The following is a 19,587-nucleotide window of genomic DNA, read 5'->3' as shown; positions in this document are numbered from 1 at the left end:
AAACGATTAGAAGCCTTTGGTCGGTTGGTGGGCGTTGCGCGTGCAGATTGTTCTTCCGATCGCTGTTATCCCCGGATTTCTATTGAATAGAACCTGTAAGGGTAAAATCCGGGGATAAAGGCGAACGCTTCGCTTCTTCAGAACAATTCTGCCCGCTCCGCTGGCAACCGCCGTAGAGCTTCTATACGTTTTAGAGGTGTGTAAAGAAAGAGAGAGTTTCGCATTGCTAGCGGAACTCTCTCTTTTTGTATTTTTTATATGAAGCTTTGTAGGATCGCATATTACAACACTTAGTATCCTTAATAAATATGCTTTTCCTTCGCTTCTTGCAGCCATGACGGGAACTCGTTAAGCAATAGTTCGTACAATTCATTATCTTCCATAGATTCGATATCTTGTATTTGAAAAAAATTAGCGTTATCTACCACACGGCCTTGTATGTTGTCGAGCTTCTTTAATACACCAAAATCGGACTCACCCACACCTATAAATTGCCAGAAAATCGGCTCTCCTGACGAATCAATGACCGCGTTGTCGATGTTGTCTCCTTTTCCACGCTTCACACCGCCATCATTAATAAAAATAACAAAGGCCGGATCAGAAGAGGGTTCTTCCTTGGTGTATTTGGCGATGACATCGCGCATCACAGGCGGCTCATCATTACGACCGAACTTGGGCAAATAATCATTGGACAGAATATGTCTTTCAACATAGTTGTCAACATCATTTTCGGTAACGGAAGGCAACCGTGAAAAACGGTGATCATACACCCATACGTCCAGTACACCATCATCATCCAAAGCACTCGCTACTGCAACAATTCGTTCCAACACCTTTTGAACGGTACCATTTTTGTACAAACTTCTCATAGATCCTGAAATATCGAGCACCAATCCAACTCTCGCAGTCACATTCGTTAGATTCTTTTTAGTCAGTACCAGTTGCGCATTCTTTTTAAGTAAAGAAATACTGCTCATGTTCCCCACGCTCCTCTATGATGTTTGCGTTTGTACGTCTAGTACGTCTACTCTACCATCTGCGTCGTTCGTCGCCTCTCAGGGGAAAGTCGCTTAATTCTCCGAGTTGGTCATGTGCAGCCTTATAGATTCGAAGAATAGCTTGTACCTTGTTAAAATCATTGTCTTCCGGGCCGAATCCCTCCATATACATCTTTTGAATGATGTTTTGGAAGAAATCCATACGTTCGCGGACGGAATCCTGCTCGATTTGCAGTACCTCTTCAAAGCTGTGTGTCTCGGCAAAATCAGACAGTTCATCAAATTCCTGTTCCTGATATCGATCTCCCCGAGTTTCGGGATTGAGATCAATAGAGGTACGCAGGGTTGATAATAAAATATTTTCGCGTGCCAGCATGACATGAAAATCTTTGTTCTTAAACAGATCCGTAACGATCAGACGGCACATTTCCTTGTTCTGCAGTAGAATCCCGTCAAAAGGATGCAGCGTCCACACACCGTAGTTAAAAAATAAATTAAAATTGAAGCTGCTGCTTCCATACTGATATACAATGTTAATTTTCGATTCGTCTATGATTTCAAATGAAAATTCCAGCATGCATTCTCCTTTTGGATTCCAATATTTAACTCTATCCTATCAGAAAATGCATGATTTTCAATAAAAAATTTTATTTCACAGAATCATTTAACTCCACAATTGAATCTGCTTTTTCGCTACTGGCAGCCACAAGTAAATAGACAATGACACAGCCCAAAATAAAAGACATCATACGCTCGCTCTCTCCTTTTGTCATTCGCTTTTTAAGAGTTTATGCACGAGAATGCTATGTATGTTCATCATGTCCTTTATTAGCTGCTGGCAAACCAAAAAAAGACGCCCTTCGGAGTCATCCCGGCGTCTTTTTCATAGATTGGTCTATTATTCTACATTGTCATCAGTTCAAAAACGAGCTAAGACCCTCAGAAGAATTACTATCCTTCAGCGGTTTGGAAGGTTCTTTCCCTTCGATCCCCAAACGTTGGCTAAGGTTGGCATTGATTGCTGTCATTTTACTTGTATAATCATGGCAGCTTTCAATAATCCGACGGTTTGATTTTTCAGACAGATCCAAAGCAGATACCAAATCACCAATCGCCTGATTCACAGCCTCCAGTGACATAGAAGGCTTGCTAAGCAGATCTGTCGTTCTCTCGGTCGTCGTTTTGAGAAGCTTCGCATTTTCCTTGAATTGATCTTCAATGGTACGGTTGGTCGCATCGACGGCTGAAATGATTTTGTCCTGATCCGCCAGCGCCATCGCGATCATAGCCGATACAGTGATCAGATTCGATGTTTTATCAATCGCATTATTTACAGAATCAATCAGTTTATCATTGTTATCATTAATAATATCCGTTGCCGCAATCGCCTGATTGTATAACAAAATCATTTCGGTCATAGACTGCGTACGAGTAACCACCTTGCGCAATCCCCGCTCCAGATGAGGCTTGCGGTTTTCATTTTCCGGCTTGGCAATCTCGGTCTCAAACAGTTCTTTCAGGCGATTACCAAAGGCGATCTTCGTCTGTAAATTGTAGATTTCTTCAATGGAGGCTTTCTTCAACTGTCTCATGCTGACGATGTTTTCTTCCAGATTATCCTTACCATCTCTCAAGGCAGTAATGATTTTCTCGATGTTCGTCTTCACCGACTGATACTTGTAAATGTAGTTTTTTAACGGGCTTTTACGCAGAAGCTTGCCAAAAAAACTCACATTTTTGCTCTGCTGGAGCGTTTCACATTCATCACGCAGCTTTAAGATCATATTGGATACCTCAGCCCGATCACCGGACATGAGGTCGTTTACCGGACGATCCAGCATTTTAAGGGTCTGCCCCGCACGTTCCTGCGTTTTAACCCCCAACTTACCGATATCATCCATTAAGGTATCCAAGCTCATGACATCGCTTTGTGATACCTTCTGAATCAGCTGTGAAGCCTCCTCAGTCACCTTCTGTTCATCTTCTTTTTTCAACTCAGCCCATGGGGTCGCCATACGCTACCTCCTATTCTAAAAAACAACTGTTCCCAAGTATAATCGTTGTTTTTCAGAGCAGCTAATTTGCTACTTTTTTATTTTCTTACAAATCGCCTACAATTCGGAACTGCTATAACGCTGGTGAATAAGCTCCGCTTTGCTCTGTAATTCCATCAGATCCTTATGCTCCACCGTGGATACAATTACTGATATTTTACTATCCACATCCCGTAATCCGTTTAACAACGTCCTCCGGTTGGTACGCTTCGCATCGCCGCTGAGCCGAAGAAACGGATTAATTAGCCCATTCAAATCCTTCAAAATCAATCTCCGAACCGTATGATTCACTTCGCTGTTGTTCAGTTCATGCAAAAGCGGAATGACCCGCTGCAAACGTGCAAATAGAGCCAGCGCCTTCTCGACAATCTCGTTATCAAGCGCATCCTTCTGTCCCTCGGAGATCACCATATCCTCCAGTACCTCCAAATACTCCATCACCTGAGCAAATTCACTGCTCACCTGATCTGGTTGACGTACTTGTCCTGTCATAGACTGCGGTCGAACGGCAGCTTCCTTTTCATGCTGCTGTGTCTCACCGACCTGCTCCTGCACCACCGGAATCACGGAACCGGTCAGATTGGGGCGAGGATGGCGAACAGCCATGATGGCGCTGTATCCTCCCAAACCAAGGATCGGAATCGCCAAACACACAAACAGTGGCAACCAAAAACTTAGTAAAAGCGCAATCAGGTAGCTAACCACAGCAATCGTGGCACCCCACATTTTTGACGTCATAGCTTGTACCTCCTGACGTAAACCCTTACCATATTGTAGAAAACAATATTTGTGTGTGTCAATGTACGGATTTACGTATGGTGATTGGCTGCTCGATATGACTGGCTAAAATATCGTATTGCGGATGAAGTGAACCGATCTCATGACCCAAAGCCGATTTCACCGCTAGATAAGGAAAGTTGATACCTGACAAACATGATACATGAAGTCCTCCGGACATCCGCGGATTGATCTCTAGCAGCTTGGCATGCTCGCCGTTATATTTTACCTGAATGTTATAATTGTACGGAATATGATACGCCTCAGCGACCTTCTGTGCCACCTCCAACAGCTCGGGATGCTGCTCCAGCAGCCGTAATCGTCCTCCTGCCTTCCTACGCGGAACTGCTGCTAGCATCTTTCCGTTCCGGTCAGCCAGGCAGTCAATACTGTATTCGTATCCCTCCAGCAACTCCATCACCATCAGATTGGGAAATGATTCTGTGGATGACAATACGCGGTGTGCTTCCTCGAATGAAATATGATTCAGCGCATGGCCGAACAGTTCCTCCAGCGGATTACGTTCATTGTCGATGATACGAAAGCCTATTCCGCCTTCTGCATTACATGGCTTGAAGCATACCTTATGCCCAAGTGCTATTAACGACTCATAAGCCTGTTTAAACTGCTCGGCATTGCTGGCAATGGCATAATCGGGAATCGTGACAATGTCCTTTTGACGAATGGATTCATAAAACAGATCCTTTTCCATCAGTTGCTCCAGCAATTCGGTATCTTGGCATACCATCACTTTTGTCCCAATATCATCGAACAAATAAAGATGCTTGCTAATATCGAGCATATTCCACCGTGGGATAAAGACATCAATTCCGTGCCGTCTGCAAAAATCAGCGCAAAACCGTGCGTACTCCACACCACTGGTGCGAGGCTCTACTTCAGCTACATCACTGGCCTGTAACGCCATATGCTGCGGATCAGAGTGCGTCGCATAGATCTCGAACGGAATACCGTCCTCATTGTTACGAATAGCATTCATATAATGATACGCCACTGAAAACCAGCGGTTAAAATACACTTTAACCTTCTTCACAGAGCCACGTCCCCTATCTATTCTGAAAATGAAGTTTGAGCTGCGAACACACTCCGCTGTATTTCATGAACATACGCCATGATTTCGTCCGCTGCATAAACCCCCGACACTTCTGTAAAACGGTAATTGACCTCCAGCTTATCTCGCAGCTGTTCCCGATACAATTCACCATGACGCGGAGCAATCGCATAATCGGCATAGTCCAGCAGACAACGGTCCAGCAAAGAGTCACCGGACGCAACCACAGCCCCTCCATTCGTGAGATTACGGATATGCTCCACGGCTGCCTGTTTATTCACGGCCGCAGGCACCAGATATATCTTACGACCTTGAATGGATACCTCCCAGCCCATTTCACGCATGATTCGTGCCTTCTCCAGCACCTGTTCCAGCGGCATACGATCCCGTTCAATCACGAAGGCATAAAATAGCTCGTCACAAAAGCGTTCGTTTACCACCCAATCTTCATGCAGCACCTGTCCGAACACCTGACGTGCTTCTTCCGCGTGTGCACCATCACGGCGTACCTGTTCGTGAATACGTCGATTCCACTCTCGATCTACCTCGCCTCCGACGATGATGTTTCCGCCATTACTCGTCACGGCATATGCGGGAACCAACTCTGTCTGAAACACAGTGATGCGTCTATACTGTTCTATCGTCCGAGTCGTCACGGGCATAAACATCACATCTTCAGGCAGTGTCTTTAGCCATTGCAGGGCTTGTTCAGAAATAAAAGCCGATGTCGCCCCGTTTATCTGTTCCGCAGGCAACAGACCAGGGGACTCCAGCGGTACGCCAAGCGAACGTTTGGAGTAAATCAGTGTCTGATCCAGATCACTTGCGTAGATCATTCTTGTCCCCCCTTGAGCGGCTTGATAATTCCGCAGCAGGAATAAGTCAATCCTTCAAATACCTCTACAGGCACTCCACGATCCTTTGCCAGCAGCATAATATGCTGGAGATTCGGATTATCTTCGCGATCAATCAGAATTTTCCACGGCACTCTGCGCAGCAGTACACGAGTCGTCTCCCCCACTCCGGGCTTGACCAGATTGATATCCCGAATACCAAATGCCTGCTGAATCGCCTCAATATCCCGTAAGCCCTGCCATGTCACCGCAGGCGGATTCAATGTCATTTGTTCAGCATATGCAACGGCCGCTTCAGCCACGTCTTGAAAATACCCGGATACCGTATCCACAAACGCATTGGACTGATCCACTGACCGCCAGGATTCATAAAATTTGGCCCCATGGAAATCGTCAGGGCCTATGAGATCGTCGCGTAATACCGTCCGACTCATCAAACCTGATACAGTCGAATTCAGACAAGCACTTGGAATCAAATAATCTTCTCGTGTACCAAAGGTTTCTGAACATCTGCCCGGATCGGCCAGCACCGCCAGATCATCATTTAGGCGCAACCCGTAATCCGCATTCATCTCACGACAGGCCTCAATCAATACCTGGCGAATTGCCCCTTTCCCCGTCCAGCCATCGACAAACTGAAGTTCAATCCCCAGCCCATGCTGCTGTAAAATGTATAATATCGCATTCCGGTCAATGCCTTTGCCACGAATAATAGAAATGCTGTAATGCGGCAAGGATACGCTATACTTCCAGTCAATATAACGCTTGATCAGGATACCAATGGGCGTCCCTGCTCTAGCCAGAGAAACAATCGCCGTATTTAAGCCTCTTTTTCTCACAATCATCTCAGCCACAGAAGCTGCCGCTAATGCAACCTTTTGGGCAGATTGGGCAAGCGTTTCGTGAAACAATGCAATATACTCTGCGGTGGGCTCGTATTCCACTGGCAGCATTTCTGAATAATGGACGCCCGACTGAATCGCCTCTTCACGATCCTCCGTCCCTTTTTCCAACGTAACCCTACTCAAATCCTTCAATAAAAATGTGACATCCGAGGCAGGATAACTGCCTAGAGGTTTGGGCGGATGAATGTTCTTCTGTTGTATTTGCTCCATGAGTGCTTGCTTCATATCCGCGCTCCTTTACTCTCCTGTCTAGTTAAACCGTTAAAATAAACGACATGCACTTTATCGCAGCCCAGACGGTTCAAAGCCTCCAGCATGGGGTTCATCCGCTCTAGGTCCGACTCCCTTTCCATCAAAACGAATATTTCGTCATACTGACCAGGGTCTACATTATAAATAAAATTGCGTATCGTACTGTCCTCAGGCGATGGATATGTCACACCACAAGCGACTCCATACCCTTCTTCTCGGTGGGGATATACCGGGCTGCGTGTCGTCGATTGAAAATACACATCCGGGCCTAACTCTGCTGCAATCCGCATTGGAATGTACATGAATTCTCCCGTGCCCATAACCAGCGTGCGTTGCCCAGAACGAAGTTGCTTCAGTCGTTCGGCTGTACGCGTGATTTCTGCATCCAACGCTGAATTGTCAATGGATTGTAGACCAAAACGGCCTGTATATTTTAGATAAGGAGCTGTATTGGTGTACCCGTCCGTTGACATGGAGCTGTGTACTACCCGCTCAAAACCGGAAGCCTCCTGTTCAAAACGGTGGTCAATTATTCCAGAAGCATCTTTATTAACCTCTGCCATGCTAGTGGCTGCATGTTCTGGGTTCCCAGCCTGTCCAGCATATTCTGCGTGATCCAGTATTGGTACTCCCTGTACCTCAATCTTTCCTTTGAGCAAGCTTAAAGGCGTAATCGTAATGCCTAGCTCTACCTCCAGATCAGCGAAAGCCTGCTCGTCGCTGTCTGTCCGCCAATCCAATAACGAAGCAATCACATACTGTTTACGCGGAAAATGCTCCTGAATATCCCGTATGATATTAAGCGTTGTTTTCCCCGTCGTAATTTCATCATCTACCAGCACAATCGGGCCATCACCCGCAAAAGCACCTTCATCCAGTGCATAGCAACGATGATCAACAGCGTGCGAATGCTCTTCTTCAAACCGAATAATAGGCCGAAGGCCCGGGATATCCTCGCGCGTCGTATGAATATACGAGGCCCCGTCGTCAAACAACCGATACATACTGTGTCCCAGTGCTGTAGCCGTCTCGGCAAAACCAACAAACTTGATCGGCTCCGTAAAAGCAAAAGCTAAACGCTCATCCATCAGCTTTCGGTAGGCCTCTTTCGCATAGTCCGGGTTAAGTAGTCCTCTCACGGCCTCTCCAATCAGTTCATCCATCTGTTGTCCCGCTTGTGGGACAAGCTCCTTATATAGCAGGATCGCCAGCGCCGCACCACTGAGCAGAGAGGTGTATGGGTTTACCGGAATATGCTTGCCCAGCACCTTGCTGACAAATAAAAATGAACGCTTTTTATTGACCCGTGCCGCCATCGCAAACAGCTTGTCCACAGGAAGACGGAATGGATTATGAGTCTCCGTAATTTTAACGCTGAACTGCTCCAGGATTGGCAGCAGATGTGTTTTCGTGGTTGGGTAAGAGACTGACAAAATGTTGTTGTTCATGTAACACCCCGTATACTTTTGATCTATTGATAATTCGATGAGCCCAATTCAAATGCGGCTTAATTTCATTCATTTTGTTGGCATAGGTACTTTTGAATACACCCAGACTACCGTCGTTACGCTCAACAATTTCAAGTGCATCCATATACTCTTCATGTGTCACCGCATACATGGCCTGTACCGGCTTAATATGGGAGGGATGAATAATCGTTTTGCCGATAATCCCATTCTCTTTGTCCATCATGACTTCTCGGATCAGTCCGTCTACGGCATCTGAGATGAAGTCCATCCGCAAGTGTCGACCCGGCTTCCCAAGTGCATCTTCGAAAGGAGATACTCTTAATTGAGGTTTAAAGACACGTTCTCGGTGAGAGAAATATTCCCATACAGGACCGGAAATGACGTAATTTGAGCCCACGCGTCCAAACAAGTTAATAATATCTGCGATGCAATCCCGAATGACGGCAATTTCATAAATCGTAATATCCGGGCTGCGTCTCAAGCCATACAGACTGGAAAAATCGGTTGCTCCAATGCGTACATTCAACACATATTCCTGGTACTCGTCTAAGATTTCTTTAATCGACAATAGCTCTTTCCAGCGGGTTTCCCGATAAATGATTTTGGAGCTTTCAAGAATCGGTAGCCCGTACAGCACAGGCATGTTGTTTTCGTTTCCTGCCCCTGTATGCATACTCCGGTTATATTCTGCAATGAGTGCAAAATACGCTCGTCCATTATCAGAAGAGAACTTGGGTAAGACAAAGCCCGTGAGCAGCGACAAAGATTCACCCAAACCGTTCAGTAGTCGTTCCAACTGCTCCACAGAGCGCACACGCACAAATAACAAAGGTAATTGCTGTTCACTCATCATCCCCGTCCGTACATAGGACAATAGTTGAAGCAGCTGCTGTGCCAGCGATTGTTCCGCCTGCCCAACCTGCTGATCCCCTATCGCATCCTCCAAATCTAAAATGACCGTTGTTAGCCCTTCATGTTTTCCATTTTTGATCTCTTCCGCTACTTCCGAGCGGGTCGCTGGCATGTACAAAGCCGCTCCTATCGCATAAGCCAATATACTTTTGGGAGAACGGTTATGAAACTCCAACGGTGGAGTATAAAAGATCGCTTCTACTTCCTCAGAGGTTAAATCATTAAAATATTTCAGGGCTCTTCCCCTCCTCTTGCTCTTTCTTGCCTGACTGAAGCCCTGTGCTCCGGGTATAAAAGAAATCCCCCCTTAGTTTCAGGAGGGATTTCGCTATACTTTGTACATTAAGCCTCTTTGTCGGCCTTTTTCTTTCTTTTCGCCGAGCTGATAACCATTGTGCCTACAAAGACAGCAATCAAAATGCCGAAGAATAAAATCTGCGACATATGAAAGCCAAAAGCAGCAGCCAGCATTTTACCCCCGATAATGGCGATCATAATAAAGGCTGTCTGTTCCAGTTCCGGAAATTTATCAATGAGCTTGAGGAACACTTGAGCAACGCCACGCATCATCAGAACGCCGAGAATACCACCCAGGAACAGAACCCATACTTTCTCGCTCACACCGAAAGCTGCAATGACGCTGTCAATACTGAAGGCAATATCCATCAGTTCGACCATTAATACCGTTTTCCAAAAAGAAGTAGGTTTGTTTTTCACTTCTCCATCACCTTCGGACTTGAATAAGCCCTTATAAGCGATATAGAGCAGATAAGCTGCACCCAGTACCTTAATCAGGGTGAACTTAATCAGGAATGTACCCAAGCCGATAGCCAGGAACCTGAATATATACGCACCCAAAATCCCGTAAAATAAGGCTCTCTTCTGTTGTTCCTTAGGTAAGTGTTTAACCATAACTGCGAGAACCAAGGCGTTATCCGCCGATAAAAGTCCTTCCAGCAAAATGAGAGTTCCTATAATCCCCCAACTCACTGGATCAGTAAGCGTACCTACAACATCACTCCATGAAAAGAAATGGCCGTAGTTTTCGCTGATATTTTTAAACAAATCATTCAACATGAAAAGAGTGCCTCCGATAATTCAATTTATTTGCTACCCTGCGACCAGCGCATGCCCCAGTTATAGGCCCGATCCAACTCACGATGACCGCCATAGAACTGCACGAGTCTTTCAATGCTAAACGTTTCATCGTTTACATTTTGGATCATGGCAATTGCACACATCCCTTTGCGATTGTCATGTTCATTCATGTGAACGATAATGTCCGGCCCATCCTTCTGGTACAGCGTGACTACCCCGTCCGCTTGTGACCAGTTCGTGACTCCTTCATAGATGAAGGTAAACACCAAAATTCGCTTAATTTCAGAAACTTTAGCACCGTTGATGCGAAGATTTTCCCCTGTTTTCACAGAGCCTGTTCGGTCGTCGCCATCCAGAGCAATGTACGGAAAGCGATTTAGAGAACCGAAAACTTCCCCGAGCGCCTGTACAACGCCTTTATCTCCATTCTTCATCTCATATAAGCAGCCCAGATCCAGATCGACACCCTTGGAGCCGCGATTAAAAAATCCCTTGCTTTGCTGCACCTGATTCCAGTTCAGATTGATCAGGATTTCACCCAATCCGCCTGAGCCCTTTTTCAGATTAATGGTGTCGCCCTTCTTCTTCAGCTCAATTTTCCGCAGATTCAGATTCACCGGTGTTGCAGATGGCTCTGGCTTCGGAGCAGGTGGTACTGGTGGCGGCGTTGGTGCTGGTCGAGGCGCTGGTGCTGGTCGAGGCGCTGGAGACGGAGGTGTAGGCACTGGCGTGGGAGGAGCCGGATTATTTTCCACTTCAATCCCAAAATTAACGCACAACGCATCCAATCCACCGGAAAAACCTGCGCCAATCGCGTTGAATTTCCATTCCCCGTTATGACGATACAGTTCACCAATGACAATCGCCGTTTCCACTGTAAATCCACTGTCCAAATTAAACCGCAAAACCTCTCCGCTAACCGGATGAGCAAAACGAATGAACCCACCTTGAACCTGTCCAAAATTTTGCCGTTTCTGATCCGCATCATAAATCGTCAGCGTAAACGCAATCTTCTCGATGTTTGCAGGAATTTGCGTCAGATCAAGGGCAAATTGCTTTTTGTCACCGGACTGTTGTCCGTCTGAATAGGTGATAAAGGGCGTGGTCGGATTGTTATAAAAAATTAAATCCTCATCACCCGATACTTTTCCTCCAGGACCTAGCAAAAATGCCGAAGTATCCAGCTCCAGAGACGCTGGGGACTCCCAGCCAATCCCTACGTTGACATGGGTCAGGCCCGGATTTGTTTTCGTCAAATCCGCCTTCTGTCCCTTTACTACGATAACAGCCATGATTGTGTCACCTTTCTGTCGGTTTGTCATGTGTCAGCGTACGCTAATGTAGCATTTTGGATCATTCGATTCCCAACGCACATAAGAACAATATATAGACAAACTAAAGCGTTTCGATCTATATATTGCTGATTTGAAAATGCTCTTGGGATTTATGCAAAATGCTCAATGTAATAGCTTAAAAAGAAAGGGTAGCGCCCTATGGACACCACCCCAAGTGGATATTATTGAGCGTCCAAGCCATAGTTTTTAGCAAGCGCACCCAATCCACCAGCAAAGCCACTACCGATAGCCTGGAATTTCCAGTCTGCATTCTGACGGTAAAATTCACAGAATACGACGGCCGTTTCGGTGGAAAAATCTTCTCCCAAATCGTAGCGCAGCACTTCACGATCCGTTGCTGCATCTACCACACGCACAAAAGCATTGGACACTTGACCAAAGTTTTGCGCGCGTGCCTCGTAATCATAAATGGTAACCGTGATCCCGATACGGTGGATGTTCGCAGGAATCTTCGAGAAATCAACGATGATTTGCTCGTCATCCCCATCGCCCTCACCTGTACGGTTATCGCCTGTATGGGTAATCGATCCTGCTCCACCTGTCGGGTTGTTGTAAAATACAAAATCATCCGCAGCTTTGGCTTTGCCGTCTTCATAAAGTAGGAAAGCTGAAGCATCCAGGTCAAAGTCCGCGCCACCACTGTATTTATTCGTATCCCATCCAAGACCTACAACGACACGAGTCAAGCCAGGATTCGTTTTGGTCAGATCAATACGTTGTCCTTTGGAAAGGCTAATGGTCATTCCGCATACCTGCTTTCTTTGTATAGATTTTTTATGCCAAACCGTAATCGCGCGTCAATCCTGCAAGACCATCTTGATAGCCGCTACCAATGGCATTGAACTTCCATTCACCGCTATGACGATACAGTTCGCCTACAACAACGCCTGTTTCGATTGAGAAATCTTCTCCCAGATCAAAGCGGACCAATTCTTCATTGTTTGCTTCGTTTACGATACGAGCGTAAGCACGGGACACTTGTCCAAAGTTTTGGCTGCGTTCTTGTGCTTCATAGATTGTAATCGTAAAAGCGATCTTTTCAACGTTAGCTGGCACGCTACCCAGATCAATTTTAATTTGCTCGTCATCTCCGTCGCCATCACCTGTGCGGTTATCCCCTGTATGAACGACAGAGCCGTTCTCATTTTGTGGGTTATTAAAAAAGACAAAGTTCTTATCGGATTCTACTTTACCTTCCGCATTAGCCAAAAATACGGATACGTCCAGATCAAAATCTTTACCGCCATCGTATTTATTTGTGTCCCAACCGAGACCCACTGTGATTTTGGACAAACCTGGATTTGTTTTCGTCAAATCGATTTTTTGACCTTTGGATAAGTTAATTGCCATGAGTAAGAACCCCTTTTCACATTAAGTTTTGTATGAGCAACCTAAAATTACATATAACGCTGAGCCAGCACATCAATATGTACGGCATGGGTTCCTTCACCGATTGCAGCAAACTTCCATTCGTTGTTATGACGATAGAGTTCTCCACAGACCAGTGCGGTCAGCCCTTCATAATTATCAGATAAATTAAACGTCACCAGTTCCTTGGAATTAGCACCGTCCAGAATGCGGATATACGCTTTCTCGATCATGCCGAAGTCCTGTTTCCGGTTAACGCAATCATATATATTCACAACAACAAGCACTTTGTCGACATTGGCAGGAATACGTGCCAGGTCAATTTCAATTTGTTCATCATCGCCGTCACCTTGTCCGGTCAGGTTATCACCGGAATGCACGACAGAGCCACATGGACTTTTTTTATTGTGGAAACACACTACGTTATCTGACTGAGTCAGTTTTCCGTTGGCATCCAGCAAAATGGCAGAAGCGTCACAATCAATATTGGGTTGCTTCTTGAAGCCAAAAAATCCTTTGGACTGTACAGGGTCCCATCCCAATCCAGCTATAACCTTGGTTAGTCCTGTATTTCCCTTGGTCAAATCAATTTTCTGGCCCTTGACCAGATTAATTACAGCCACTGATTAACACACCTCCCTTCCGTAAAATTTACAGACTAAATTCAGACGGATTCAAACCAAGCGCGCCGCAAATCTCAGCCACAATTCGCTGCTCATTGGCATCAAAGTCACCATCAGCTGCGCCAATAGCGCTACATACGCCAACGACAAGTCGGCCTACTTCTGGCTTACCCTTCAATTTACCAATCGCCTTCAGTGCTTCCTGTTTACCGATTTCAGGTGAAAACTCAAAGTTCGCTACATAGTGATTGAAACGGTTGATGACCTCACCCATATCAAACACTTTCAATTCTTCACTGATATTTATGTATCCGGCCATTTTTGTTTTCTCTTCCGGACTAATCGTACCGTCAGCAAATGCTACTAATGCACAGCCTGCAACAACAGCTTCCATAAAATCTTTATTCTTAAACTTCTTAACTTGGTCTCCAAGTCCTTTTTTAGTTGTATTCAACCAATTTTTAAATGTACTCATGTTTCCCTCCACAATTACGTATTTGGGTAAAGGTATCCTAGTTAATTTCTTCCTTTACTATAACCTGAATTACGATCTTTTTCTACAATAATATACAAAAATACGGTAAATCCGATCTATTTATTATTAGTATCCTCTCTATCTTTAGCCCTATTTTCTACATAAAAGGCCCTCTTCTATCATCCATCATTTGCTACCCCAATTGCAAGTCTGTGAAATGTCAAAATTGATAGAAAGGCACAGCCTTCCAATTCAACAGAAGCACTGTGCCTTTTACCATAATCCACAGTTCACCACCGCTTTTTTTAAATTTGTATAGAACGCTTCAAGATCCGTGTGCTCAGGCAGTCCCGAAACTTGCCCATCTCCCAATTCTATAATAATCCATTGTCCTGCTTGTGTACGAGCAATATCCATTGTGAAAAATGGACTTTGGATTTGACGTGCAATCTGAATAAATTCATCCAGATCTGTAGGAACGGTCTCATATGCAGCCTCATCCCAGTAATTAACTGTAAAAACAGGCTCTCCGAACATGAAGAATAGACGATATTCTTTAGACAAGGGCATGCCACTTTTGGGGTGAAGGGTAAGAAATTCTAAAGGTACGAACTCCCTTAACACAATTCCTCCATTCAATTCCTTTCCCTGAAGTTCAACAAAACGACGAATCACACGTTCCACATGCACCTGATCTGACGCATCCGGGATATAACAGGCGTCCAGCCAATCATGTTTCCGTGATTTAACGAAGTCCTTGACCATTATTGCTGTCGTTCCAAAAGGCATGACCGCCTCTCGAATATACTCCGCATCCAATTGGTCCCGCTCCAGCCATACACTCCGAGGCGTAAAATTTTGAATTAACGAGTATGAATCGGGAAAATAGTGACAGTTCCTATAACTTTCAGCACTTGTTAGCATCCTGATTCGCTTTGCCTCCAAGTTCGCAGTCCAAGCACCATATACTTTGGGCCTTAACATCCATCCACGGTATAGCGCGTTCACGTACTCGCTTCCCTGATTAGCAACATACTCCCGCATATTCTTAGAAACAATATATGGGTTAGACCCTGATCCTTCTTGTTCATCCTCGATCAGATTATCGAAATTGACCAACCCTATATCAAAACCAAGACTCTGTGCAACCTCGCACTCTTCACGGTAATCCATATCTACACTTTTAGAATTTAGAGGATCGCTACAAAATAGAAGATACATATGAGTTCCTCCTTTTAACAAATGTATTAGCCTTTAATTTTATTTACCATAAATATAATTATTTTCTATTTAATTTGCTCATTTTGTCTATAAATTTATAATCCCATCTCTCTGATCCGATCTGGGTTATCAACAGTTCTTTGAATTGTCGGCGCTCCAGTCTACTAGAAAAAATCCGCTTGGGGACCAATATAAATTTATGATTAGGCAGCAATATATAAAAGGCAGTCAGCGTATTAATGACCCCCTTTACTTCATCCCAGTTGTAACCCGCAGAGTACGTAAAATGAAGACCCTCCTTTGAAAACTCATAATCTTTTTCAATAGGCCATTGTGGGTGATTTAGGTAGTTAGCTTTCACTTCTTTAATAGTAAAGAAAGGAATAATTACAAAAACTAAGAATGGAAAGAAGAACATCGCTATCGTATTAGGATCTACTTCATTATCTACTATAAGCTTGTATGTAGCCATAATGACCAACAGAAACTGGATTGATGCCATCAACTTAAGCCCAGTAGACTTCTGATACTTCAAACAAAAATTAAATAACATGATATCTTTCAATGTTAGCCTGTACGTGTACAGTAATGTCTCTGATTGTTGCATATCGTAACTCCTCTCCCTACCCTCTCAAAACAACACGACTACTAATGGATGTTTTTTTCATTTACTTTTTCTCCCTCTAAAACTAGTACTTTAATCTTTTTCGAATATTCAATTAAATCACCTTGGATATGTATTCTATCTATTTAATATATCGGAATTCAGAAAAAAATGGTAAACAAAAAAATCCACAGACCTCTCCAGCTAGTGAGTTTACAGTTTCCACCTGCCGCTCACCTGTTCTAGAAAAAAAGACTGTAGATTTTATGGGTACTCCTAAACACGTTATTATCGTTCACTGCTCAAGATCTAGTTATAATCCTCCCAATAGCGATACTCCATTTCATTCTCACCTTTGGTGACGATGATCATGTTCTCAATATGTCCGGTTTCTTTATTCGTTCGGTAGATCATGGTACGGGTTTCGCCCTCATCGGGTACAGAGAAAAGTACTTTGTCACTGAGCATGCCGCCACCAATGCCGACGACGTGTTCCCCCCAGCCGGAGGCTGCGCCAGTACCGATGCCCGAACTTCCCCCACTAACACCAGCCCCGCGCGACAAAATAAGACCTATTCCATATCCGGTGACGGTCTGGGCCGTTTTACCTAGAGCATGCTCTCCGGCTGATTGGGTATGCTTTTGGACCCAGTAATCGTATTTATCCGTATTTTGCTCATAACTCACAACATTCCCTTTTTTATCTATAGATATATCCGTTTTGCTTCCGTCTTTACCTGTCAGTTCAGTGACGGCGACAAGGGAATCGGATGTGATCTTGGAGGTCTCTCCTGTATTGTAATCTGTACGGGTAACGGAGTCCTCATATTGCAGCTGCAGGACATTCATCTGGTCGTGAATTTTCTGCATAACCTGCTTGTCGCCGATGGCCTCGGCGTTTTTCAGTAGTTCCTCATATTGATGATATTTAACCGCGTCTGCCTGCTCCCATTCGTCTATGTTTTTGGGGTGCTTCGCAATTTCACCACCATGATCTCCAGCCTCTCCACTGCCTGCCAGCGCTGCGCTAGCGCTCATTGCCGCTGCTAGGGCTGTCCAGAAGCCACGTGTGCTTTCACCATCCGCATTTCTAAATTTCGAAGCGATGCTTTTCAGCTCAATTTCAATGGATTGAACCTTATTTAATATAGAAGATAGTGTATATTTAGCCGTTCGATAGTCATTATAAAAACGATTCCTCTCCATACCATCCCACTGGCTGTGAAGGTGGTTCATTGTGCTATCCAGGCCATTTAACTGGTTATACAGTGTGCCGTGGGCATTGGCAAATTGGGAGGCCACGCTGTCCAGCTGCTCCGGTGTGACTTGGATTTTTGTCATGGTGATCACATCCCATCTATGAAAATAGGAGATAGAAATTATATTTTACAGTAAGCCTTATTTCATATTGTAAGCTATAGAGGTCGGACATTCATGAGGATTTATACGTATTTGTGTATTCAGAAGCAGTTCCTTTGATATAATGAATCCATATGAGTTCATTTCGACAAATACATTATTGAAAGTCAGGTGTAAGGACATGTCAGACAAAAAAATTATCTTTTTCGATATTGACGGTACATTGCTGGACGATGACAAGAAAATGCCGTTAACGGCAGAAAAGGCCGTCTTTGCTTTGAAAGAGCTGGGACATGAGGTGGCCATTGCAACAGGCCGTGCACCTTTTATGTTCAAAGATATCCGCGAGCAGTTGGAAATTGACTCCTACGTCAGCTTTAATGGGCAATATGTCGTGCTCCGCGGGGAAGTGGTCGCTACCAATCCGTTGAACAGAGAAGCCTTGCAAACGATGACCGATCTGGCCCTCACACATAATCATGCCCTTGTATATATGGATCATATGGACATGAAGGCCAATATTCCTAACGATGAGCTTGTAGAGAAATCGGTCCAAACGCTTAAGGCCAAGATTTCAGTTGGATACGATCCGCTCTATTTCCAAGGAAGAGATATTTATCAGACGCTGTTGATGTGTACAGCAGAAGAAGAGCCTTTCTATGAAACGGTATTCAAGGCGTTTGACTTTGTGCGCTGGCATCCGAGTTCTGTGGACGTTGTTCCTCATGCTGGCTCCAAAGCGAAGGGTATTCGCGAAATTACGTCCAGACTGGGCATTGCCGCTGAAAATCAATACGCCTTTGGCGATGGCTTAAATGATGTGGAGATGCTGACAGCTATACATAACAGCGTCGCGATGGGCAACGGCTGTGATGAAGCCAAAGCCGCAGCTAAAATGGTCACAAAACGCGCAGATGAAGACGGTATTTTGTACGGACTGCAAAAGCTTGGTTTGTTAAGCTAACAGAATTGCTGATAGACTGGACATGTTTCGGGAAAAATAAAGTCTGTTTAAAGACTTACATATGAGAAAATAGGAGGTTGTCCTTAAATATGGAGACGGAAGGCTTACGCAATGTCGAACAGCTAGCCATGAAGAAGTACAAAATTTACAAGCAGAGCCTACTCCGGTATTTGGCACGTTCCATGCTGGCGAGTATGTTCATCGGGTTCGGCGTTATTGTAGCCTTCAAGACGGGCAACTTTTTTTACATGGAGCATTCTCCATTCACTTATCCCATGGCGGCGCTCACATTCGGAGCGGCTATCATTCTGATCGCTTACGGCGGCGGGGATTTGTTTACAGGTAACACCTTCTATTACACTTATGCTGCGCTCCGTAAAAAGCTACGCTGGGGACAGGTGCTTCGATTATGGGCTGCCAGCTATGGCGGTAATTTGCTGGGTGCGGGGGTATTTGCACTCCTTATTTACTTGACCGGTCTGTTTGACTCCTCCAGCGTGAACAGCTTTCTACTGAGCGTGGTTGAGCATAAAATGGAAGCGCCTGCAATGCAGCTATTCTTCCGAGCCATTTTGTGTAATTGGCTGGTCTGTCTTGCCTTTTTTGTTCCCATGTTTATGAAGGAAAATGGTGCAAAGATGTTTGCCATGATGCTGTTTGTGTTCTGCTTTTTCATTTCGGGATATGAGCATAGTGTGGCTAATATGTGTACTTTCGCCATTGCGCTCGTGCTGGACCATCCGGGTACAGTTTCTGTCGCTGGCGTGATCCATAATCTCGTTCCGGTTACGCTCGGAAATCTGGTTGGCGGCGTGCTGCTTATGGGGGTTATGTACTATTCGGTGAATCTCCCGTTTTTGGACGAGAAAGAACACTAAAAAAAGAAGCCGTGGGACTTAGGTTCCACGGCTTCTTTGCGTTATTTTAGTAATAGATCATCCAGTGTTTACAAGTGCCTGCTTGCCTTTTATCCTTCTTGAGCAGGAAAATGGATAAACTCCTCCAACTCCTTGAACAGCTTCTTGGGATTAACATTGTCAGGTACAACCAGAGTTAGCGGCTCATCCAGCTTCAACACGTACATGCCTAAAATGGATTTGGCATCTGCCATGCCGCTTTTGCCATGAATCCAGATGTCATACGTATAATTGGATACGATTTGATTGATTTTTTCAATATCCTTAACGTCTTTTACCTTGATGGGTGTCATCATTGCACAGCACTCCCCTG

21 protein-coding genes are annotated in these 19,587 nt (G+C 44.8%); 2 read left to right on the top strand and 19 right to left on the bottom strand.

Features of this window, described 5'->3' with window-relative positions:
* Window positions 1–299 precede the first annotated feature (299 nt).
* The 18 genes from NSQ57_RS04935 to NSQ57_RS04850 all read right to left on the bottom strand — a co-directional run bounded on the left by NSQ57_RS04935 (window position 300) and on the right by NSQ57_RS04850 (window position 17,375).
* On the bottom strand, window positions 300–977 hold the full coding sequence (locus NSQ57_RS04935) for a VWA domain-containing protein (RefSeq protein ID WP_029517556.1): 678 nt from the start codon (window positions 975–977) through the stop codon (window positions 300–302).
* A gap of 52 nt (window positions 978–1,029) precedes the next feature.
* A complete protein-coding gene (locus NSQ57_RS04930) occupies window positions 1,030–1,575 on the bottom strand; it encodes a hypothetical protein (RefSeq protein WP_029517557.1) in 546 nt (181 codons plus the stop codon).
* A gap of 337 nt (window positions 1,576–1,912) precedes the next feature.
* Window positions 1,913–3,013 carry a toxic anion resistance protein gene (locus NSQ57_RS04925; RefSeq protein WP_039272510.1) on the bottom strand — a complete coding sequence of 367 codons (1,101 nt, stop codon included), beginning with the start codon at window positions 3,011–3,013 and terminating at the stop codon, window positions 1,913–1,915.
* Between the two features lie 96 nt (window positions 3,014–3,109).
* Entirely contained in the window at window positions 3,110–3,790 is a 681-nt protein-coding gene (locus NSQ57_RS04920; RefSeq protein ID WP_039272509.1) for a hypothetical protein, read from the bottom strand.
* A 58-nt stretch (window positions 3,791–3,848) separates the two neighbouring features.
* Entirely contained in the window at window positions 3,849–4,880 is a 1,032-nt protein-coding gene (locus tag NSQ57_RS04915) for an ATP-grasp domain-containing protein (RefSeq protein ID WP_342425704.1), read from the bottom strand.
* Window positions 4,881–4,897: 17 nt separating this feature from the next.
* Window positions 4,898–5,734 carry an HAD family hydrolase gene (locus NSQ57_RS04910; RefSeq protein ID WP_342425703.1) on the bottom strand — a complete coding sequence of 279 codons (837 nt, stop codon included), beginning with the start codon at window positions 5,732–5,734 and terminating at the stop codon, window positions 4,898–4,900.
* On the bottom strand, window positions 5,731–6,882 hold the full coding sequence (locus tag NSQ57_RS04905; RefSeq protein WP_322252499.1) for a cysteine protease StiP family protein: 1,152 nt from the start codon (window positions 6,880–6,882) through the stop codon (window positions 5,731–5,733). Before NSQ57_RS04905 ends, NSQ57_RS04910 begins: the two co-directional genes overlap by 4 nt.
* Window positions 6,879–8,225, bottom strand: coding sequence for a phosphoribosyltransferase family protein (locus tag NSQ57_RS04900; protein WP_069012943.1), 1,347 nt, complete (start codon window positions 8,223–8,225; stop codon window positions 6,879–6,881). Before NSQ57_RS04900 ends, NSQ57_RS04905 begins: the two co-directional genes overlap by 4 nt.
* Before the next feature lie 52 nt (window positions 8,226–8,277).
* Window positions 8,278–9,465 carry an HpcH/HpaI aldolase/citrate lyase family protein gene (locus tag NSQ57_RS04895; protein ID WP_341038830.1) on the bottom strand — a complete coding sequence of 396 codons (1,188 nt, stop codon included), beginning with the start codon at window positions 9,463–9,465 and terminating at the stop codon, window positions 8,278–8,280.
* 167 nt (window positions 9,466–9,632) lie between these two features.
* The gene (locus tag NSQ57_RS04890; RefSeq protein WP_029517565.1) at window positions 9,633–10,367 is read right to left on the bottom strand and encodes a TerC family protein; all 735 of its coding nucleotides are present in this window, start codon (window positions 10,365–10,367) and stop codon (window positions 9,633–9,635) included.
* A 26-nt stretch (window positions 10,368–10,393) separates the two neighbouring features.
* Window positions 10,394–11,680, bottom strand: a complete 1,287-nt coding sequence (locus tag NSQ57_RS04885; protein WP_342425702.1) for a TerD family protein — start codon at window positions 11,678–11,680, stop codon at window positions 10,394–10,396.
* A 224-nt stretch (window positions 11,681–11,904) separates the two neighbouring features.
* The gene (locus tag NSQ57_RS04880; RefSeq protein WP_069012934.1) at window positions 11,905–12,486 is read right to left on the bottom strand and encodes a TerD family protein; all 582 of its coding nucleotides are present in this window, start codon (window positions 12,484–12,486) and stop codon (window positions 11,905–11,907) included.
* 31 nt (window positions 12,487–12,517) lie between these two features.
* Window positions 12,518–13,093 carry a TerD family protein gene (locus tag NSQ57_RS04875; protein WP_013308970.1) on the bottom strand — a complete coding sequence of 192 codons (576 nt, stop codon included), beginning with the start codon at window positions 13,091–13,093 and terminating at the stop codon, window positions 12,518–12,520.
* Window positions 13,094–13,140: 47 nt separating this feature from the next.
* Window positions 13,141–13,734 carry a TerD family protein gene (locus tag NSQ57_RS04870; protein WP_069012933.1) on the bottom strand — a complete coding sequence of 198 codons (594 nt, stop codon included), beginning with the start codon at window positions 13,732–13,734 and terminating at the stop codon, window positions 13,141–13,143.
* A 28-nt stretch (window positions 13,735–13,762) separates the two neighbouring features.
* Complete coding sequence (locus tag NSQ57_RS04865) at window positions 13,763–14,209, bottom strand: tellurite resistance TerB family protein (protein WP_013369616.1); 447 nt, start codon at window positions 14,207–14,209, stop codon at window positions 13,763–13,765.
* Window positions 14,210–14,482: 273 nt separating this feature from the next.
* A complete protein-coding gene (locus NSQ57_RS04860) occupies window positions 14,483–15,430 on the bottom strand; it encodes an ATP-grasp domain-containing protein (protein ID WP_342425701.1) in 948 nt (315 codons plus the stop codon).
* A gap of 58 nt (window positions 15,431–15,488) precedes the next feature.
* On the bottom strand, window positions 15,489–16,037 hold the full coding sequence (locus tag NSQ57_RS04855; protein ID WP_069012931.1) for a YcxB family protein: 549 nt from the start codon (window positions 16,035–16,037) through the stop codon (window positions 15,489–15,491).
* Window positions 16,038–16,343: 306 nt separating this feature from the next.
* Window positions 16,344–17,375 carry a WXG100 family type VII secretion target gene (locus NSQ57_RS04850; RefSeq protein ID WP_340931441.1) on the bottom strand — a complete coding sequence of 344 codons (1,032 nt, stop codon included), beginning with the start codon at window positions 17,373–17,375 and terminating at the stop codon, window positions 16,344–16,346.
* A 199-nt stretch (window positions 17,376–17,574) separates the two neighbouring features.
* Between NSQ57_RS04850 and NSQ57_RS04845 the strand changes: the two genes are divergently transcribed.
* Window positions 17,575–18,357: a Cof-type HAD-IIB family hydrolase gene (locus tag NSQ57_RS04845; protein WP_029517570.1), complete on the top strand. Its 783-nt coding sequence runs from the start codon at window positions 17,575–17,577 to the stop codon at window positions 18,355–18,357.
* Between the two features lie 89 nt (window positions 18,358–18,446).
* Complete coding sequence (locus tag NSQ57_RS04840) at window positions 18,447–19,235, top strand: formate/nitrite transporter family protein (RefSeq protein WP_029517571.1); 789 nt, start codon at window positions 18,447–18,449, stop codon at window positions 19,233–19,235.
* Window positions 19,236–19,324: 89 nt separating this feature from the next.
* On the opposite strand, the gene NSQ57_RS04835 is transcribed toward NSQ57_RS04840, so the two are convergent.
* The gene (locus NSQ57_RS04835; protein ID WP_023987189.1) at window positions 19,325–19,570 is read right to left on the bottom strand and encodes an HPr family phosphocarrier protein; all 246 of its coding nucleotides are present in this window, start codon (window positions 19,568–19,570) and stop codon (window positions 19,325–19,327) included.
* Between the last annotated feature and the right edge of the window lie 17 nt (window positions 19,571–19,587).

The sequence above is a fragment of the Paenibacillus sp. FSL L8-0502 genome, assembly GCF_038593055.1.
GTDB lineage: Bacteria > Bacillota > Bacilli > Paenibacillales > Paenibacillaceae > Paenibacillus > Paenibacillus polymyxa_D.
The sequence above is the reverse complement of the archived record's forward strand: the minus strand, read 5'-3'. Positions and strand labels throughout refer to the sequence as shown.

Excerpts from the sequence above, each read along its gene's own strand:
- NSQ57_RS04935 (WP_029517556.1), bottom strand. The coding sequence starts at position 977 with ATGAGCAGTATTTCTTTACTTAAAAAGAATGCGCAACTGGTACTGACT.
- NSQ57_RS04930 (WP_029517557.1), bottom strand. The coding sequence starts at position 1,575 with ATGCTGGAATTTTCATTTGAAATCATAGACGAATCGAAAATTAACATT.
- NSQ57_RS04925 (WP_039272510.1), bottom strand. The coding sequence starts at position 3,013 with ATGGCGACCCCATGGGCTGAGTTGAAAAAAGAAGATGAACAGAAGGTG.
- NSQ57_RS04920 (WP_039272509.1), bottom strand. The coding sequence starts at position 3,790 with ATGACGTCAAAAATGTGGGGTGCCACGATTGCTGTGGTTAGCTACCTG.
- NSQ57_RS04910 (WP_342425703.1), bottom strand. The coding sequence starts at position 5,734 with ATGATCTACGCAAGTGATCTGGATCAGACACTGATTTACTCCAAACGT.
- NSQ57_RS04905 (WP_322252499.1), bottom strand. The coding sequence starts at position 6,882 with ATGAAGCAAGCACTCATGGAGCAAATACAACAGAAGAACATTCATCCG.
- NSQ57_RS04900 (WP_069012943.1), bottom strand. The coding sequence starts at position 8,225 with ATGGCGGCACGGGTCAATAAAAAGCGTTCATTTTTATTTGTCAGCAAG.
- NSQ57_RS04890 (WP_029517565.1), bottom strand. The coding sequence starts at position 10,367 with ATGTTGAATGATTTGTTTAAAAATATCAGCGAAAACTACGGCCATTTC.
- NSQ57_RS04885 (WP_342425702.1), bottom strand. The coding sequence starts at position 11,680 with ATGGCTGTTATCGTAGTAAAGGGACAGAAGGCGGATTTGACGAAAACA.
- NSQ57_RS04880 (WP_069012934.1), bottom strand. The coding sequence starts at position 12,486 with ATGACCATTAGCCTTTCCAAAGGACAACGTATTGATCTGACCAAAACG.
- NSQ57_RS04875 (WP_013308970.1), bottom strand. The coding sequence starts at position 13,093 with ATGGCAATTAACTTATCCAAAGGTCAAAAAATCGATTTGACGAAAACA.
- NSQ57_RS04865 (WP_013369616.1), bottom strand. The coding sequence starts at position 14,209 with ATGAGTACATTTAAAAATTGGTTGAATACAACTAAAAAAGGACTTGGA.
- NSQ57_RS04860 (WP_342425701.1), bottom strand. The coding sequence starts at position 15,430 with ATGTATCTTCTATTTTGTAGCGATCCTCTAAATTCTAAAAGTGTAGAT.
- NSQ57_RS04855 (WP_069012931.1), bottom strand. The coding sequence starts at position 16,037 with ATGCAACAATCAGAGACATTACTGTACACGTACAGGCTAACATTGAAA.
- NSQ57_RS04850 (WP_340931441.1), bottom strand. The coding sequence starts at position 17,375 with ATGACAAAAATCCAAGTCACACCGGAGCAGCTGGACAGCGTGGCCTCC.
- NSQ57_RS04845 (WP_029517570.1), top strand. The coding sequence starts at position 17,575 with ATGTCAGACAAAAAAATTATCTTTTTCGATATTGACGGTACATTGCTG.
- NSQ57_RS04840 (WP_029517571.1), top strand. The coding sequence starts at position 18,447 with ATGGAGACGGAAGGCTTACGCAATGTCGAACAGCTAGCCATGAAGAAG.
- NSQ57_RS04835 (WP_023987189.1), bottom strand. The coding sequence starts at position 19,570 with ATGATGACACCCATCAAGGTAAAAGACGTTAAGGATATTGAAAAAATC.